The sequence below is a fragment of the Celeribacter baekdonensis genome (assembly GCF_003047105.1).
GTDB lineage: Bacteria > Pseudomonadota > Alphaproteobacteria > Rhodobacterales > Rhodobacteraceae > Celeribacter > Celeribacter baekdonensis_B.
In genome coordinates this window covers 325,870-340,442 of record NZ_CP028475.1, presented here as the reverse complement: position 1 = coordinate 340,442, position 14,573 = coordinate 325,870, and the positions used below count along the sequence as shown (strand labels likewise).

Annotated in this window: 17 protein-coding genes and 1 pseudogene; 4 read left to right on the top strand and 14 right to left on the bottom strand. The window is 56.7% G+C overall.

All coding sequences use genetic code 11. From position 1 onward, the window contains the following. Positions 1 to 8: 8 nt before the first annotated feature. Positions 9 to 659, top strand: a complete 651-nt coding sequence (locus DA792_RS05060; protein WP_107718660.1) for a MarC family protein — start codon at positions 9 to 11, stop codon at positions 657 to 659. Between the two features lie 145 nt (positions 660 to 804). Next, positions 805 to 963, top strand: a complete 159-nt coding sequence (locus DA792_RS22410; protein WP_199908116.1) for a hypothetical protein — start codon at positions 805 to 807, stop codon at positions 961 to 963. A gap of 108 nt (positions 964 to 1,071) precedes the next feature. On the opposite strand, the gene coaD is transcribed toward DA792_RS22410, so the two are convergent. From coaD to DA792_RS05045, 3 genes are all read right to left on the bottom strand, one after another. Beyond that, the gene (gene coaD, locus DA792_RS05055) at positions 1,072 to 1,566 is read right to left on the bottom strand and encodes a pantetheine-phosphate adenylyltransferase (RefSeq protein WP_107718658.1); all 495 of its coding nucleotides are present in this window, start codon (positions 1,564 to 1,566) and stop codon (positions 1,072 to 1,074) included. A gap of 117 nt (positions 1,567 to 1,683) precedes the next feature. Then, entirely contained in the window at positions 1,684 to 2,118 is a 435-nt protein-coding gene (locus tag DA792_RS05050; protein WP_107718656.1) for a CBS domain-containing protein, read from the bottom strand. A gap of 70 nt (positions 2,119 to 2,188) precedes the next feature. Then, complete coding sequence (locus DA792_RS05045) at positions 2,189 to 3,082, bottom strand: LysR family transcriptional regulator (protein ID WP_199908170.1); 894 nt, start codon at positions 3,080 to 3,082, stop codon at positions 2,189 to 2,191. A 178-nt stretch (positions 3,083 to 3,260) separates the two neighbouring features. On the opposite strand from DA792_RS05045, the gene DA792_RS05040 reads away from it, so the two are divergent. Beyond that, a complete protein-coding gene (locus DA792_RS05040; protein WP_107718654.1) occupies positions 3,261 to 4,760 on the top strand; it encodes a CoA-acylating methylmalonate-semialdehyde dehydrogenase in 1,500 nt (499 codons plus the stop codon). Between the two features lie 186 nt (positions 4,761 to 4,946). Beyond that, on the top strand, positions 4,947 to 5,150 hold the full coding sequence (locus tag DA792_RS05035; RefSeq protein ID WP_107718652.1) for a YgaP family membrane protein: 204 nt from the start codon (positions 4,947 to 4,949) through the stop codon (positions 5,148 to 5,150). Positions 5,151 to 5,154: 4 nt separating this feature from the next. Here DA792_RS05035 and DA792_RS05030 read toward each other — a convergent pair whose 3' ends face one another. The 11 genes and pseudogenes from DA792_RS05030 to DA792_RS04980 form a co-directional block, all read right to left on the bottom strand. Continuing rightward, positions 5,155 to 5,811, bottom strand: coding sequence for a Crp/Fnr family transcriptional regulator (locus tag DA792_RS05030; RefSeq protein WP_107718650.1), 657 nt, complete (start codon positions 5,809 to 5,811; stop codon positions 5,155 to 5,157). A gap of 31 nt (positions 5,812 to 5,842) precedes the next feature. Then, positions 5,843 to 6,280, bottom strand: coding sequence for a DUF302 domain-containing protein (locus tag DA792_RS05025; RefSeq protein ID WP_107718647.1), 438 nt, complete (start codon positions 6,278 to 6,280; stop codon positions 5,843 to 5,845). 77 nt (positions 6,281 to 6,357) lie between these two features. Further along, the gene (locus DA792_RS05020) at positions 6,358 to 7,431 is read right to left on the bottom strand and encodes a c-type cytochrome (protein ID WP_107718645.1); all 1,074 of its coding nucleotides are present in this window, start codon (positions 7,429 to 7,431) and stop codon (positions 6,358 to 6,360) included. Next, positions 7,412 to 8,698 (bottom strand): sulfite dehydrogenase, encoded by a 1,287-nt coding sequence (soxC, locus tag DA792_RS05015; protein ID WP_107718643.1) that lies wholly within the window; start codon positions 8,696 to 8,698, stop codon positions 7,412 to 7,414. The genes DA792_RS05020 and soxC overlap by 20 nt, the downstream gene beginning before the upstream one ends. A gap of 73 nt (positions 8,699 to 8,771) precedes the next feature. Continuing rightward, a pseudogene (gene soxB / locus DA792_RS05010) lies at positions 8,772 to 10,468 on the bottom strand (thiosulfohydrolase SoxB). Between the two features lie 121 nt (positions 10,469 to 10,589). Next, positions 10,590 to 11,456: a sulfur oxidation c-type cytochrome SoxA gene (gene soxA / locus DA792_RS05005; RefSeq protein ID WP_107718642.1), complete on the bottom strand. Its 867-nt coding sequence runs from the start codon at positions 11,454 to 11,456 to the stop codon at positions 10,590 to 10,592. Between the two features lie 66 nt (positions 11,457 to 11,522). Next, positions 11,523 to 11,852 (bottom strand): thiosulfate oxidation carrier complex protein SoxZ, encoded by a 330-nt coding sequence (gene soxZ, locus DA792_RS05000; RefSeq protein ID WP_107718640.1) that lies wholly within the window; start codon positions 11,850 to 11,852, stop codon positions 11,523 to 11,525. 139 nt (positions 11,853 to 11,991) lie between these two features. Further along, the gene (gene soxY / locus DA792_RS04995) at positions 11,992 to 12,408 is read right to left on the bottom strand and encodes a thiosulfate oxidation carrier protein SoxY (RefSeq protein ID WP_107718638.1); all 417 of its coding nucleotides are present in this window, start codon (positions 12,406 to 12,408) and stop codon (positions 11,992 to 11,994) included. 39 nt (positions 12,409 to 12,447) lie between these two features. Then, a complete protein-coding gene (soxX, locus tag DA792_RS04990; RefSeq protein WP_107718636.1) occupies positions 12,448 to 12,921 on the bottom strand; it encodes a sulfur oxidation c-type cytochrome SoxX in 474 nt (157 codons plus the stop codon). 161 nt (positions 12,922 to 13,082) lie between these two features. Further along, positions 13,083 to 13,679: a thioredoxin family protein gene (locus tag DA792_RS04985; RefSeq protein WP_439099391.1), complete on the bottom strand. Its 597-nt coding sequence runs from the start codon at positions 13,677 to 13,679 to the stop codon at positions 13,083 to 13,085. 5 nt (positions 13,680 to 13,684) lie between these two features. Beyond that, positions 13,685 to 14,440, bottom strand: a complete 756-nt coding sequence (locus tag DA792_RS04980; protein ID WP_107718634.1) for a cytochrome c biogenesis CcdA family protein — start codon at positions 14,438 to 14,440, stop codon at positions 13,685 to 13,687. Between the last annotated feature and the right edge of the window lie 133 nt (positions 14,441 to 14,573).

The following is a 14,573-nucleotide window of genomic DNA, read 5'->3' as shown; positions in this document are numbered from 1 at the left end:
GCGTGCCCATGTTCAATTTATCCACCCTCCTGAGCGAATTCATTACCCTATGGGTCGTCATTGATCCCATCGGCACCCTGCCCGTGTTTATCGGCGCAACCGCAAGCCTGGAGCCGCGCTTGGCCCGTATGGTTGCGGCACGCGCGGTGTTGACGGCCTTTCTCATCCTGTTGCTGTTCATCCTGTTTGGTCAGGTGATTTTGAACGCTTTGGGGCTTGGCCTGCCATCGTTCCAAATTGCGGGCGGATTGGTGCTTTTCCTCTTTGCCCTCACCATGATCTTTGGCGACGGCAAACCCTCGCATGAGGTCGCACAGGTCGAAAAACCGATCTCAGATCAACATGCGCAGGCCCGCCGCGTGGCGGTGTTTCCACTGGCGATGCCCTCCATCGCCTCCCCCGGTGCTATGCTGGCCGTGGTCATGCTCACCGACAATGATCGGTTTTCTATGGCGCATCAGGCGATGACCGCCTCGATCATGACCGTGGTCTTGGTGATCACACTGCTCATCCTCCTGGCCGCTTCCCCCATCCTCAAGGTGCTGCGTGAAACCGGTGCTGCCGTGGTCAGCCGGGTCATGGGAATGATTTTGGCGGCTGTGGCGGTGGACACCGTCCTCAAAGGCTTTGTCGCCATTGGCGTCATCCCAAGTTTCTGAACACCAGCCCCCAAAAGCTATGCAGTTTCACGCTCACCCATGCACCAATCGCATGTCGCCTTTGGTGAACCGGCATTGGTGTTAGCGCTAATTCAGGCGCATATAGGGGGCAGAAATTCATCATAGCCCAGAAAGGATCGGCACCATGAAACTTTTTGCCAACCTGAAAAATGCCGCTCAAAAACGGGCCGCCTATCGTCGCACCCTCGCCGAATTGGACGCCCTGCCACAAAAGGTCAAAGCGGATCTTGCCATGGACCACGGGCGTGCTTGCGACCTCGCCCGCCAAGCCGTTTACGGTTAAGCCCCCTAAAAGCCTCTCATGCAAAAGCCCCACGGGTTCTCCCGGCGGGGCTTTTATAATTTCGGATTTTTACAATCTTGCAGTGCCGCCTTTCGACGGCAGCCGTGATCACCGCTTAAATTTTGCCAAAAGCCGCTCTGCGACATCCGGGTCCACGAATTTGGAAATATCGCCGTCCAGACGGGCAATCTCTTTGACCAGTTTCGACGCGATCGCTTGGTGTTTGGCATCCGCCATCAAAAACACCGTCTCGATATTGCGATCCAGCGCGCGATTCATACCAACCATCTGATATTCATATTCAAAATCTGCGACAGCCCGCAGCCCCCGAATGATGATCGACGCGTTCACATCGCGGGCGCATTGGATCAACAGGTTCTCAAACGGGTGTACCACAATCTCACAGCCGGTCTCATGGGCAAGACGGCTTGTGTACAGTTGTAGCATCTCAACCCGCTCTTCGAGCGTAAACAACGGCCCCTTGTCGCGGTTGATCGCCACGCCGATGACCAAACGATCGACCAAAGCACAGGCCCGGCGGATAATATCGCCGTGGCCATGGGTCACAGGGTCAAACGTGCCGGGATAGAGTCCGATGCGCATGGGGGTCCTCCTCTTTCTGCGGTGCACGCAACTATATTGCGGGTGCAAAATCAAGGGGATTGGGGCGCGAACGCCCCGTCACCTTGGTATAATCTCACCAAACCGCGATGAGAGGGCTCAATGCCCCATGATCATCCCTTCAAGCGCGTTGTTTTCCATCGCCAATTGATCAAGACGCGCTTTCACCACATCGCCAATCGAGACGATGCCGATCATTGTGTCACCCTCCATCACCGGCATGTGACGAAACCGGCCTTGGCTCATCCGCTCAAGCACGGCGAGTGCGGTATCGGTTGGCTCACAACTCACCAATTTGCGGGTCATAAAATCACTGACCTGATGCCCAAGGATCTCGCCGCCGGTCTTGCCCAATTCGCGCACAATATCGCGCTCGGACAGGATGCCTTCGGGGCGCTCCGGGTCTGTGGCCACAATCACCGCGCCGATTTTGCGTGACGACAAAAGAGCGGCCGCATCGCCCACCGTCATGTCCGGGCGGATCGTGATGGCTTCGCCAATGTCTTTCGATTTCAGAATTTGTCCTACGAGCATAGGCCCTCCCTTATGTGTTTGAGTTCAATCGTCTCCCTGTCCTCAGCGTCCTCTGAGCAGGCCGTGCCTGTCAAGTCTCGGCTTCAAGACTTTCAACCACAGCGCGCATTTCCACCGCCAACATATCAGCAAAACGCGACAGCCGTTCGACCTTGCGATCATCGGCATGGCGGACCAGATAAAACGCCCGTTTGAGCCGAATTTGATCGGGCAAAAGCCGGATCAGGCGCGGCACATAGGGCAGGCAAAAATCATGCACGACCCCCAATCCCAGCCCGGCCCGGATCATGTTGAGCTGAACCGAGACTGAATTTGACGTATAATCGACCTTTGAGACCCCGATTTCCTCAAGATAGTCGAGTTCCTTGTCAAAAATCAGATCGGGCACATAGCCGACCATTTTATGGGTCGACAGATCCTGTAGCCCGCGCACATCGCCATGTTGGCGCATGTACCATTTCATTCCCGCAAGCGAGAGGTGATAGTCGGTGATCTTCTGAACCAAAAGCCGCCCAGAGGTCGGCGCAGAGACGCTGACCACAAAATCGACTTCCCGTTTGGACAGGTTAAAAAGGCGCGGCTGGGCAACGATTTGCACCTCAAGCTCAGGATGTGCCTCGGCGATTCGCGCAATCACACGCGGCAACACGTAATTGGCACAGCCATCTGGTGCGCCGACCCGGATCACCCCTTTGAGACCCCGGTCCCCTTCGCCGCTCATGTCTTCGGTGCCAAAAGCCACCGCCTGTTCCGCCGCCTCTGCATGGCTCAACAGCCGTCCACCGTCGCGGGTCAGATCATAGCCTTGGGGTGATTTGGCAAACAGTGCTACGCCCAGCCCCTCTTCGAGCCGCGCAATTCGCCGCCCCACAGTCGCCGGGTCAATTTTCAACTGACGCCCTGCCCCCGACAGGCTCTCGGTGCGTGCCACCGCCAAAAACACCTTTAGATCGTCCCAATTCATGCTCATAGCCATGCCTTCCCTCTGATCTGAGTTGCCAAACCTGATGACCATATACTGAATAACTGCCCTTAGGACTTCAGCGGGCTCCTTTGCAATAACGCAAAATGCTTTTGAAATCTTCCCTCTTTTTAACTCATTTTCGCAAGGCTACCGTGGCGCAAATGAAAAGGAGACCCCCATGCAAGAGCTGCAACATTACATCAACGGTGCTTTGGTCGCCGGAACCTCCGGTCGGTTTTCCGATGTCCTGAACCCCTCCACCGGCGAGGTGATCGCACGCGTGCCGCTGGCCACGCCTGCTGAATTGGACGCAGCGGTGCAAAAAGCCGCCGTGGCGCAACAGGCGTGGGCCAAGGTCAACCCTCAGCGCCGCGCACGGGTGATGATGCGTTTTGGTCAGTTGATCAATGACAACATGGATAAGCTGGCCGAATGCCTGTCGCGCGAGCACGGCAAAACCATTCCCGACGCCAAAGGCGACGTGCAGCGTGGGCTTGAGGTGGTTGAAGTTTGCATGGGCGCGCCTGCGATGCTTAAGGGCGAATATACCGGCGATGCGGGTCCCGGCATTGACCTTTACGCGATGCGTCAGCCGCTGGGTGTTGTTGCGGGCATCACGCCGTTTAACTTCCCGGCGATGATCCCGCTGTGGAAAATGGCTCCGGCGATTTCGGCCGGCAACGCGATGATCCTCAAACCCTCTGAACGCACGCCAATGACCTCTTTGATGCTGGCCGAGCTGTTCACCGAGGCGGGTCTGCCCGACGGTGTGTTGCAGGTCGTGCATGGTGACAAAGAGGTGGTGGACGCCATTTTGGACCATGACACCATTCAGGCCGTCGGCTTTGTCGGCTCCACCCCGATCGCGCAATATATCTATGGCCGCGCTGCGACCAACGGCAAACGCGCGCAGTGTTTCGGCGGTGCGAAAAACCACATGATCATCATGCCGGACGCCGATCTGGACATGGCCGCCGATGCGCTTGTGGGGGCGGGCTATGGTGCCGCTGGCGAACGCTGCATGGCGATTTCCGTGGCTGTGCCGGTGGGCAAAGAGACTGCGGATCGTTTGATCGCCAAGCTGATCCCCAAAATCGAAGCCCTCAAAGTCGGGCCCTACACCGCGGGTGCGGATGTCGATTTCGGTCCGCTGATCACCGCCGCCTCTAAAACCCGTGTCGAGGGCCTGATTGCCTCGGGTGTCGAACAGGGTGCCAAACTTTTGGTGGATGGCCGTGGTCTGAGCATCCAAGGCTATGAAAACGGCTTTTTCACCGGCGCGTCGCTGTTTGACGATGTGACCCCGGACATGGACATCTACAAAGAGGAAATCTTTGGCCCGGTGCTCTCCACCGTGCGGATGGACAGCTATGAAGAGGCGCTGCAACTGATCATCGACAATGAGTACGGCAACGGCACCGCGATCTACACCGCAGACGGCGACACGGCCCGCGATTTTGCCGCGCGCGTCAATGTCGGTATGGTCGGCATCAACTTCCCGATCCCTGTGCCGCTGTCCTATTATTCCTTTGGCGGCTGGAAAAAATCGGCCTTTGGCGATTTGAACCAATACGGCCCCGATGCGTTCAAATTCTACACCAAAACCAAAACCGTCACCGCGCGCTGGTTCTCTGGCATCAAAGACGGCGCGGCTTTGAACTTCAAAGCGATGGACTAAATCCTTACCAAATCGAACTCTTTTCAACGGGGAACCTGAGGGTTCCCCGTTTTATTTTGCACATATCGAACATTCCCCATGTTTTGCACAGATTTACCGTCTTCCCTCTGCCCCCCTGTGAGTTTGTCACAGACAAGACAGCGAAGCAGGCCTAAGGTTAATGCAGTGTCACAAATGGAGAGTCCCATGCTCAAAAAGAACATCGGCAAGATCGACCGCATTTTGCGGATCGTCGTCGGCGCAGCCCTTATCCTCGGCTTTTTCATGAACCCGGACGCGTCGATGCGTTGGCTTTACCTGCTCGGGATCATTCCGCTGGCCACTGGCCTAATGTCGAGCTGCCCGCTCTATTCCATCTTTGGGTTCTCGACCTGCCCAATGAAAAAGTAAGGCGTCACGCCGCTTCTGACAGATTTCTAAGTGCGGCGGGGTTGACCAAAGTCACCTCGCCACGCGCAGTTTCAACCCAGCCCCGGCGTTGAAATTCCTGCAACTGACGCGAAATCACTTCGCGCGCGGTGCCCAATTCGGCGGCCAGTTGCGCATGGGTGGCTTTCAAACTGCCCGCCCCTTTCGACAATTCCAACAGCTTTTGCGCCAAGCGAATATCGACCTTTTGAAAGGCAATCTCTTCGATCACATGAAACAGATCGGTGATCCGGCGCGAATAGGCGGAAAAGACAAAGGTGCGAAAACTTTGCGAATTTGCCACCAGATCGTCGAACACCCGGCGCGGAATGGCCACGGCTTCCACCTCGGTCTCGGCGATGCCTTCGGCGGAATAATCTTCATAGGCCAAAAGGCACGCCGTGGTCAAAACACAGCTTTCACCGGCATGAACGCGGTAAAGCACAATCTCGCGCCCGCCTTCAGTGGTTTGTTGCACCCGCACCGTCCCTTCGAGCAGCAACAACAGGTTTTCGGGGCTTTTTCCCGGCCCAAACAGCACCGTCCCCAACGGCAAATGGACAATCTGCGATTGCGCCACAAGCCGTTCGCGTACGCGCGGCTCAAGGGATGATAACCCCGCAAATCGGTCGATCCAGTCCATATGCCTCATCCCTTTGGTTCAGAGGCTATATTTAGAAGCTCGTGGCCTCTTCGACAATCTCTGTCAGCAAATCTTCGACCGCTTGCATCGGGCCATCGGGATAATTGTGAAACCCAATGGTGACTTTGCCCGCTTGGTCCGCGACATAGATCGAATAGGGGCAATGGACGATATTCGCCGGATCGGCCTCCATCACCTGACGCGACACCACGGCGGAGCAGAACAAAAACACATCAGCGGCGTCAAACAGCACGACGTCAGACCCAACATCCGCGCGGGTGCGTTCCAACATTTCGCCAGTGTGTGAGCGGTAGTCGATGACCAGCCCTTTGGAGACGATAGCATCCTCAATCGCGAATGTCGCGTCCTCGAATGTGCCGTCATAGTCAAAGGTGATGGCTTGATCTTCAGCATAGGCCGGGGATGCGCAAATGAGACCGACCACAAGTGCCTTTATCATTGTTTTCATGTGAATTTCCTCCCTTTGATCTCAGTCTACCACAGAAAAAGGGCGTCCCCTAGGACGCCCTTTCTGAACGGCATCACTTACTGCGACACCGATTTGAGATATTCAATCACTGCGGCAATTTCGCTGTCTTTTTTGAGACCCGCAAAGGTCATTTTGGTCTTGGCATAGACGCTTTTCGGTTTGGCCAAGAAGTCCGCCAAATGTGCCTCATCCCAGACCACACCCGCCTCATGTGCGCCCATCAAATCGTTGGAATATTTGAAATCATCGACATGGGCGACGGGAGCCATGAACACGCCATTGAGCACCGGACCGGTTTTGTTTTTCGCGCCCTCGCCCGTCTGGTGACAGGCTTTGCACTTTTTAAAGACCGTTTCGCCTTTGGCTGCGAGATCGGCATCGAATGCGGCACTCATAACCTCGGCGGGGGCCTCAACCGGGGCCTCTTGTGCCACAGCGACCTCGACAGGCGCGGCCTCCGACGCCGGCTCGGCGGCGGCTTGATCCGTGCCGTCCTCAACCGGGGTCACGTCCAAAACAGTCGCCCGCTTGGTGATCTCAACGCTGTCTTTGCAATTCTCGTAACACGCGTTTTCTTCGGTGAAGATCGGATATTCCGTGTCAGGCCGATCATCGACGATAAACCCATCGGCATTGGGCATGTCCACATCGAGGAAATTCTCGTTGGAAAGCACAAAATCATCCTCAACGATGTAGTTCGAATAGAGGATATAGGCGGTGATCGCGTAGACATCGTCATCCGACATGGTCTGTGCATTGCCAAAGGGCATCGAGCGGCGAACGTAGTCATAGACGGTGGACAGATACGGCCAATAGGAGCCGACGGTTTTAAGCGGATCTTTGTCGGCCAAAGTCCCATCGCCGCCCGCAAGTTTCGGCCAATTGCCAACGCCTTCGGCGAACTCGCCGTGACACACCGCGCAGTTTTCCGAAAAGATCATTTCGCCATCTTCCACCGAACCGGACCCCACCGGGAGCCCATCGCCATTGGGCGACACATCCAGGTTCCATGCGGTGATTTCTTCGGGCAAAGCCGGGCGGCCCAGACCGAAGCCTTCGGCAAAGGCCGGGATGGCCAGCGTGGCGGCCAGCGCCGTTGCCGTCATGAGTTTAGGAAGAAACTTCGACATTCTCTGCCTCCCCGTTGGCTTTGACATGCCATGTCTGAATACAGTTGTTGTGATAGACGGAGTTCTCGCCCCGGACCTCGCGCAGCTGCGCTTTGGTCGGTTGAACATAGCCGGTGTCATCATGCGCGCGGCTTTGCAGCAACATTTCCGAGCCGTCCCAATCGGTGTCGAGATAAAAGCGGGTGAGCGCCATTTTCTCGCCGGGTTTGGCCAAACGTGCCTTTTCCCAGGTCTTGCCACCGTCTTTCGACACATCGACGCCGGTGATGGCGCCGCGCCCGGACCAGGCCAGACCGGTGATCACCAAAGGCCCGGTGCCGTGCGCAATCGGGCTTTGCGGGCTGGGCGAGGTGACAACGGATTTCGCATCCATCACCCATGTCCATTTGCGCGATGTGCCATCCGCCAGAGTGTCCGTGTATTTCGAAGTCTCTTCGCGGCCCTCAACGGCTTGGGCTGTCACTTCAATGCGACGCAGCCATTTGACCCACATGTTGCCTTCCCAACCGGGCACGACCAAACGCACCGGATAGCCATGCTCCATGCGCAGCGCTTCGCCATTGGCCTTAAACGCCACCATAACGTCATCAAGCGCCTTTTCCATCGGGATGGAGCGGCCGTTGGACGACGCATCCGCGCCCTCGACATAGACCCATTTGTCCGACAGATCACCAGCGGCAGACAGCCCCGCCTCTTCGAGAAGCGTGCGCAGGGAAACGCCGGAATATTCCATATTGTGGATCATGCCATGGGTGAATTGCGCGCCGTTCAACTGCGCCCCCGCCCATTCCATCCCGGTGTTGGCCGCGCATTCCAAGAAGAACGTGCGGTTTTCGCGTGGGAACCGTTCCAGATCGGCATAGGTAAAGACCAGCGGCTGATCGACCAAACCATTGACCATCAAACGGTAATCTTCTTTTTTCAGCTCAATCGCACCGGAGTGATGGCGCTCGAAGGCACAGCCCTGCGGCGTGATCGTCCCATCAAGCGCATGGATCGGCGTGAAGTTGATCGAGGAAATCGGATCAGCGGTGAGCCACGGCACATTGCGCCGGATCACATCGCCCTCGTATTTGATCGGCAGGCCATAAGGCGTTTCATCCACGCCCGCGCCAGTGATCATGGCCCAATCTTGTTTCTCGGTGATCAACGGATCGGGTGTGGCCTGTGCCGTGGCTGATCCTGCGGCCAAACCGACCCCCGTTGCCGCCGCTCCACGCAAAAACGCGCGGCGCGAGGGGCTTATGTCCTTTTGGGTGTCACTCATGGTGCGTGCTCCCTTTTGAGGTTGTGCGTTTCCGCCCGGGCGCGGTGTCCCCGGGCGACATGTTCAAATGCGCTCAGGCGCCAATGACCTGAACCGAGGTGTTCGGTTCTAACGTGATCGTGCCTTGCTTGCGGATATGATCTTCGACCACGTCCCAAATCTGCGGCCCTTCGGTGGCCTCGTTGACCGACGCCCAACCGGCGACGACATAGTTTTTCGCCGGGTCGAGCTTTTCGCCGGTTTTCAACAGCGTCAGCTCAGAAATCCGCTCGCCCTGCGGTTTAGTGATGTCGATGCGGTAGCCAAGGCCGCCCATCCGCACCATGTCACCGCCCTGTTGGTAATAGGGATCGGGGTTAAAGATGTTGTCGGCCACGTCTTCCATGATCGTATGGATGAACTCACCGGTCATCTCGCTCCGATACGCTTTGCCGTAGGTCATCGAGGTGGCGTTCCAGATGTCTTCGCGGGTGATGTCATCGCCCGGAAGCAGTGACGGCCCCAACGCACGCCCGGAGACATGGCAATATCCGCCTCACGCTCAGACATCAGCGCATCACAGATCAAATCATCCCAGGTGCCGTTAAAGTTGCCGCGACGGTACAAAAGGCTGTCGGTCTGGCCGATCACTTCGGACATATCGGCCTCATAGGGCGCACGTTGTTCGTCAATCAGCGCCGCGACCTCTTTGTCCGGTTCAATCACGTCGGAGAAGATCGGGATCAATTTGTGCCGAAAGCCCATCATCCGGCCATCGCGCACATCGAGATCAACGCGGGACACAAATTTACCGTTCGACCCGGATGCGATGAGGATCGTCTCGCCCACGAGCACAGGTTCGGGCAACGCGTCATGAGTGTGACCCGTCAGGATCACGTCGATGCCGCTGACCAGACCCGCCATCTTTTTGTCGACGTCAAAGCCGTTGTGCGACAACAGCACGACCAGCTCCGCCCCCATGGCTTTGACCTCGTCCACCACCTCTTGCATCCGTTCGGTGCGAATGCCGAACGAGTATTCCGGGAACATCCAACCGGGGTTGGCGATCGGCATATAGGGAAAGGCCTGACCGATCACAGCGATCTTCACACCACCGCGTTCAAAGAATTGGTAGGGTGCGAAATCCTCAGAGGGTTCATCCCATTCAGCATCGAAAATATTGGCCCCAAGCGCGGCAAACGGCAGATCACCGACGATCTCGCGCACCCGTTCAGAGCCCAGCGTGAATTCCCAATGAAAGGTCATTGCATCGGGTTTGAGCGCGTTCATCACATTGACCATGTCTTGGCCTTCGGTGTGATAACAGGTGTAGGAGCCGTGCCATGTGTCGCCCCCATCCAAGAGCAACGCGTCAGGACGGGCAGCGCGGATCGAATTGATCACGGTCGCAACACGGTCCAGACCGCCGACCTTGCCATAGGCCTGACCCAGCGCGGAAAAATCCCCCGCCGAGAGCGCGTAATGCGAGGGCGAGTTTTCCTCGATGCCGTAGAGTTTGCGGAAATCCGCGCCGGTGACATGCGGCACCGCGCCCTTGTTGCCGCCCACCCCGATGTTGATCGACGGTTCGCGGAAATAGATCGGCTTGAGCTGGGCATGGATGTCGGTGACGTGGATCAGGGAGACATTGCCAAAGGTGTCAAAGTCCAAAAGCTGATCTTGGGTCAGCGCCTGTTGCGCCGCCAAACGGGACCAATTGCCAAAACCAGAGGCCCCGACCAAGGCAGAGGCGGCCATGGAGACCTGAAGGAAGTCACGACGAGAGATCATGCGTGTTGCTCCGTTGCATTTTGCCAAAACCGGCGCATTTGCGGCCAAGTTTCATGCGTAAAATTGAATATATTGAGGAAAACAAAGCCCCGCGCAGCACAGCCGGCGGGGCTTTGTTCGATCAGTTGCGGACAGACGGGCCTTCGACCGACAGGCCGTTGCCACGCGACGCGACATAAAGCTCAAGCGCCACGAACTCAGGCGAGCCCGGCGAAAAGGTCTCGGCGCGGGTGTCGCGAATACAGCCCTTGAACCGGCTGTGTGCGCCGGTCAGCTTGTTGTCTTTGATCCGGTACACCGGGAAGCCGTTGGTCTGGCCCTGCGACAGGTGGTCGGCGCGGATCATGTTGCCATAGTTCTGCTCGTGGCAGTTGGCACAGGACAGATCGAGTTGGCCAAAACGTGTGTAATACATCTCTTTGCCCTGCTCCCATGTCGATTGAGCCGGACCATCAATGGCCACGTTCATCGGCGTGCCGCGCGCCACAGAGGCAAGAACCGCTTCGAAGTTCAGCATTTTTTTGCTGTCGTATTTCTCGGCGTCCGCGCCCATCCGTTCGGTCAGACAGTCGTTGATCTGCATCTGAATGGTGTAAACTGCCTCTTTGGCGTCATTCCATTTCGGATAGGTCGGGCGCACAGAGGCCAGGCTTTCTACGCCATTGTGACAATCGGCACAGGCTTTGCCCTCAGACCCCATCACGGTGTCGAATTGGGCAAGCCCCTCTTCGGCCCCCAACATGCCGGGGTTGTCGAAATCGTCCATTTCCATCGCCTGAGTGTCATCGGAGCGAAAGCGCCAACCCGACATGATCTCGGTGAGGTGCCCCTCAAGATGCGCGGGCGCTGTCGTCTTGGTGACGATCTCAATATCGCCGTTGATCACCAGTTCGGCATCCTCATCGGCAAATGCCGGGGCCGCAACAGCAAAAGCGGTCAAAACCGCAGCCGTGCAAAGCTTGGTGGTGAGCGTATTTTTAATAGTCATGCGTTTCTCTCCTCCCTGAGTGGCCCTACGCGCCCCGATATTCCGGGGCGCGTAGGCTGACCTTGGTCAACCGATTGCGATCGGTTTTACGTCTTCGTAGACGTCGCCATCGTCATCGTACCAAGTGAATTTAAATTCACCTGCTTCGGGGACCTGCGCATCGAATTCGAAATACGGGTTGGTGGAAATCGCCGGTTCCATGGTCACGTCGATCACCGACTGACCGTTGAACTCACAGGTAAAGCGATTGATGATCGAGCGAGGGATGATGTTGCCATCACCGTCTTTGCGCTGACCCGATTCCATCGGATGCGAAATCAGGGTTTTGATCGTGATCACCTCGCCAGCAGCAGCCGACTTGGGGACCTTCACGCGGGGTTTGACACCAGATGCCATTGTCTTTGTCTCCTAGAATAAGTCGGTTTAAAGCGTTTCAACGAAAACCTGAGACAGGTTTGAGTAGAAATGCCGCGCGACATATCAATGTTGTGGGCGTTTCGAGAAAAACAGTGAGAAAGGCTTTTCTCGAAACACTTTAGCCGCCGCAGCCGCCGATGGTCACTTTCACGGTCGACGCCGCTTTGATGAAAGAGCCGTCCGCCAGTTTGGCGATGGCCACCACATCTTGCGTGCCAGCAAGGCGAATGCGGGTCGAGGCGGATTGCGATCCGGCCAGCGGGCCAAAATTGAACGTGGCCACGCCCGGGGTCGGGTTGCCCGTGGCAAACACCGCAATGGCAACTGCGCCCGGTGCGTTGACCGAGACCGGCACTGTGTTGCCGTTTTCGGCGATTTCCGGCGCTGTCAGGGTGATGTCACCGCTGCCAACGTCTGCACCACCCGTAAAGGCGGCCATTTCGTCCTCGGCTGCGGCCGTGGCGCGCCAGGGCAAAAATGCCGCAGCCGTCGCACCAAGGCCAAGAGCCAGAGCGTCACGTCGTGTGAGATTCATGGTTTGCTCCTCATAAATTCAGGGGGGCCGAAAAGGCGATCACTCGTCTTTCAGCGTCATCAAATAGGCCACCACATCTTCGACCTGTTGCGCCGACAAAAGCGGCGGCAGATCGGCAGGTGCGGCTTTGCCTGTAAAGGCGTCGCCCGGACGGTTGAACCCGTCGACCTTATAAAAGGCAGGCATAACAGTGCCTTCGAACGTCATTTTCGGATTGACCACCAGACCGCGCAATTGCGCTTCGTCCCAGCGCGATCCTGCCCCGTCCAACAGCGGGCCAACTTCACCCGCAAAAGGCACATCGGCGTAATCTGTGGCGGCGTGACAAGACACGCAGTTGCCGACGGATTTCGTGGTCATGATCGTGCGGCCTTCGGCCGGATTGCCCGCAGTGCCGGTCAGAGACTGCGCCACAGCGCCTTCCTCAAACTGAATGCTCCCCGGGGCCACTTCGGCCATCGCTGCGCTTGCCGTGAGGCCCAGCGCAACAAAACAAGTTGCGATACGTTTCATGTCTCCTCCCAAAAGACTTGTGTCCTAAAAACTGTGCGACCGTCCGCATTTCTGCGGTATCTGTTTTGCATACCGTAGCGCACCATTTTGTCGCAGGGCAAGAACAAATTCAAAAAATCGAATTTTTCTGCGCTGCGGCAGGTATAGCGCTATCATACCCCCTATTCCTTCAGATTCAAATGACCCGCTTCCTGCTGGAGAACCACTTGACGCGCATGGTATTTTTGGAACGGCTCATCGACCTCATAGCCGTGTTCCAACACCCAGCTCATCATGTTGAACGTGGTGTATTTGCCAAAGGCTCCGGGCACGGTGACCACCGCCGCGTCCTTGGCGGAGACGCCCTCGGGCACCTCTTCGGGGAAATAGAGATTCGTCGGCGTGAACAGCGCGCCCCATTTTTGCACCATGTCTTTTTCCGGCAAAGCCTCGCCATCAAAATCGGTCACGTCGATGTCGCCAAACATGTTGATTTGAATGACGAAAAAGTTGTCCTCGATCATCTTGGTGATCTCGGGATCGGGGTAAACCTCTTCGTGCATTTTGGTGCAATAGATACAACCACGCTGTTCAATCATCACCAAAAGCCGTTTGCCTTCGGCGTTGGCCTCGGCCAAATCATCGCGCAAATCTTTGAACGTGTCGCGTTGCCACGGGGTTTTGTGCAACCCGTCATCGCCCATTTCAACCGCCAGAGCGGGAGAAATGGCGAGGGCCGAGAGGGTGGCGGCCATCAATGTGCGTCGTGCGATTTTCATCATTTTTAAAGACTCCCTTTTGATCCGATTTTAGCAAAGCTCGGGAAGGTTTCCAAAAGCCATGCCGCGATCATATTGACCGAATTTGTCACGATCAGCAGTGCGAACAGGATCAGGAACAACCCCATCACCTTTTCCACTTTCGGCAAGTGGCGGCGGAATTTTGCGGCAAATTTGAGGAACGGTTTAATGAAAAACGCCGCCACCACAAAAGGCGCGGTCATCCCAATCCCAAACACCACCATCATGATCAGCCCGCGCATCGCCGTCGATTCATTCGACGCCATCATCACCACGCCAACCAAAACACCGCCGACGCAGGGCGTCCAGCCGGCGGCAAAGGCAAGGCCCACCACATAGGACGACCAGATGTTCATGTTTTTGGTGTCACCTGCCTGCATTTGGAATTGGCGGTTGAGAAAACCGATTCGGATCACGCCTAAAAAATGCAACCCCATGACAAACACGAGGGCCGCAGAGGCAAAACGAAAGATGTCCTGATGGCTGCGGAACGCCTGCGATAGAGAAAACGCGGCGGCGCCCAAGAGCACAAAGACGGTGATGATTCCGAGCGAAAACATCACACTTGAAAGCACGGCCCGACGGCGCACGCCCGGAGCCAAATCGCCCTCGGCATTGATTTCGCCCATCGAAGCGCCCGCCATATAAGACAGGTAGAACGGCACGATCGGCAGGATACAGGGCGAGAAAAACACCACCAACCCACCCAAAAGGGCCGAGATAAAACTCACGTCGAACATTCAGTCCTCCCTTTGTGAAAACAGGGGTCCATCGCAGGATCGACACTCTGGCCTCACCAAAACGTGGCTCCTCCCCCCGGCGTCCCGGTCGATCCGTGACTTGTGTCATTCACATATTCAAATTAGGTTGTTT

What these genes read in the sequence shown, in the direction of transcription:
- soxZ (WP_107718640.1), bottom strand. Translation starts at nt 11,852, where the DNA reads ATGGCATCTGGTGTCAAACCCCGCGTGAAGGTCCCCAAGTCGGCTGCT.
- soxA (WP_107718642.1), bottom strand. Translation starts at nt 11,456, where the DNA reads ATGACTATTAAAAATACGCTCACCACCAAGCTTTGCACGGCTGCGGTT.
- DA792_RS05025 (WP_107718647.1), bottom strand. Translation starts at nt 6,280, where the DNA reads ATGAAAACAATGATAAAGGCACTTGTGGTCGGTCTCATTTGCGCATCC.
- DA792_RS05040 (WP_107718654.1), top strand. Translation starts at nt 3,261, where the DNA reads ATGCAAGAGCTGCAACATTACATCAACGGTGCTTTGGTCGCCGGAACC.
- DA792_RS05050 (WP_107718656.1), bottom strand. Translation starts at nt 2,118, where the DNA reads ATGCTCGTAGGACAAATTCTGAAATCGAAAGACATTGGCGAAGCCATC.
- soxY (WP_107718638.1), bottom strand. Translation starts at nt 12,408, where the DNA reads ATGAATCTCACACGACGTGACGCTCTGGCTCTTGGCCTTGGTGCGACG.
- DA792_RS04980 (WP_107718634.1), bottom strand. Translation starts at nt 14,440, where the DNA reads ATGTTCGACGTGAGTTTTATCTCGGCCCTTTTGGGTGGGTTGGTGGTG.
- DA792_RS05035 (WP_107718652.1), top strand. Translation starts at nt 4,947, where the DNA reads ATGCTCAAAAAGAACATCGGCAAGATCGACCGCATTTTGCGGATCGTC.
- DA792_RS05030 (WP_107718650.1), bottom strand. Translation starts at nt 5,811, where the DNA reads ATGGACTGGATCGACCGATTTGCGGGGTTATCATCCCTTGAGCCGCGC.
- DA792_RS04985 (WP_439099391.1), bottom strand. Translation starts at nt 13,679, where the DNA reads ATGAAAATCGCACGACGCACATTGATGGCCGCCACCCTCTCGGCCCTC.
- coaD (WP_107718658.1), bottom strand. Translation starts at nt 1,566, where the DNA reads ATGCGCATCGGACTCTATCCCGGCACGTTTGACCCTGTGACCCATGGC.
- DA792_RS05020 (WP_107718645.1), bottom strand. Translation starts at nt 7,431, where the DNA reads ATGTCGAAGTTTCTTCCTAAACTCATGACGGCAACGGCGCTGGCCGCC.
- soxX (WP_107718636.1), bottom strand. Translation starts at nt 12,921, where the DNA reads ATGAAACGTATCGCAACTTGTTTTGTTGCGCTGGGCCTCACGGCAAGC.
- DA792_RS05045 (WP_199908170.1), bottom strand. Translation starts at nt 3,082, where the DNA reads ATGAATTGGGACGATCTAAAGGTGTTTTTGGCGGTGGCACGCACCGAG.
- soxC (WP_107718643.1), bottom strand. Translation starts at nt 8,698, where the DNA reads ATGAGTGACACCCAAAAGGACATAAGCCCCTCGCGCCGCGCGTTTTTG.
- DA792_RS05060 (WP_107718660.1), top strand. Translation starts at nt 9, where the DNA reads ATGTTCAATTTATCCACCCTCCTGAGCGAATTCATTACCCTATGGGTC.
- DA792_RS22410 (WP_199908116.1), top strand. Translation starts at nt 805, where the DNA reads ATGAAACTTTTTGCCAACCTGAAAAATGCCGCTCAAAAACGGGCCGCC.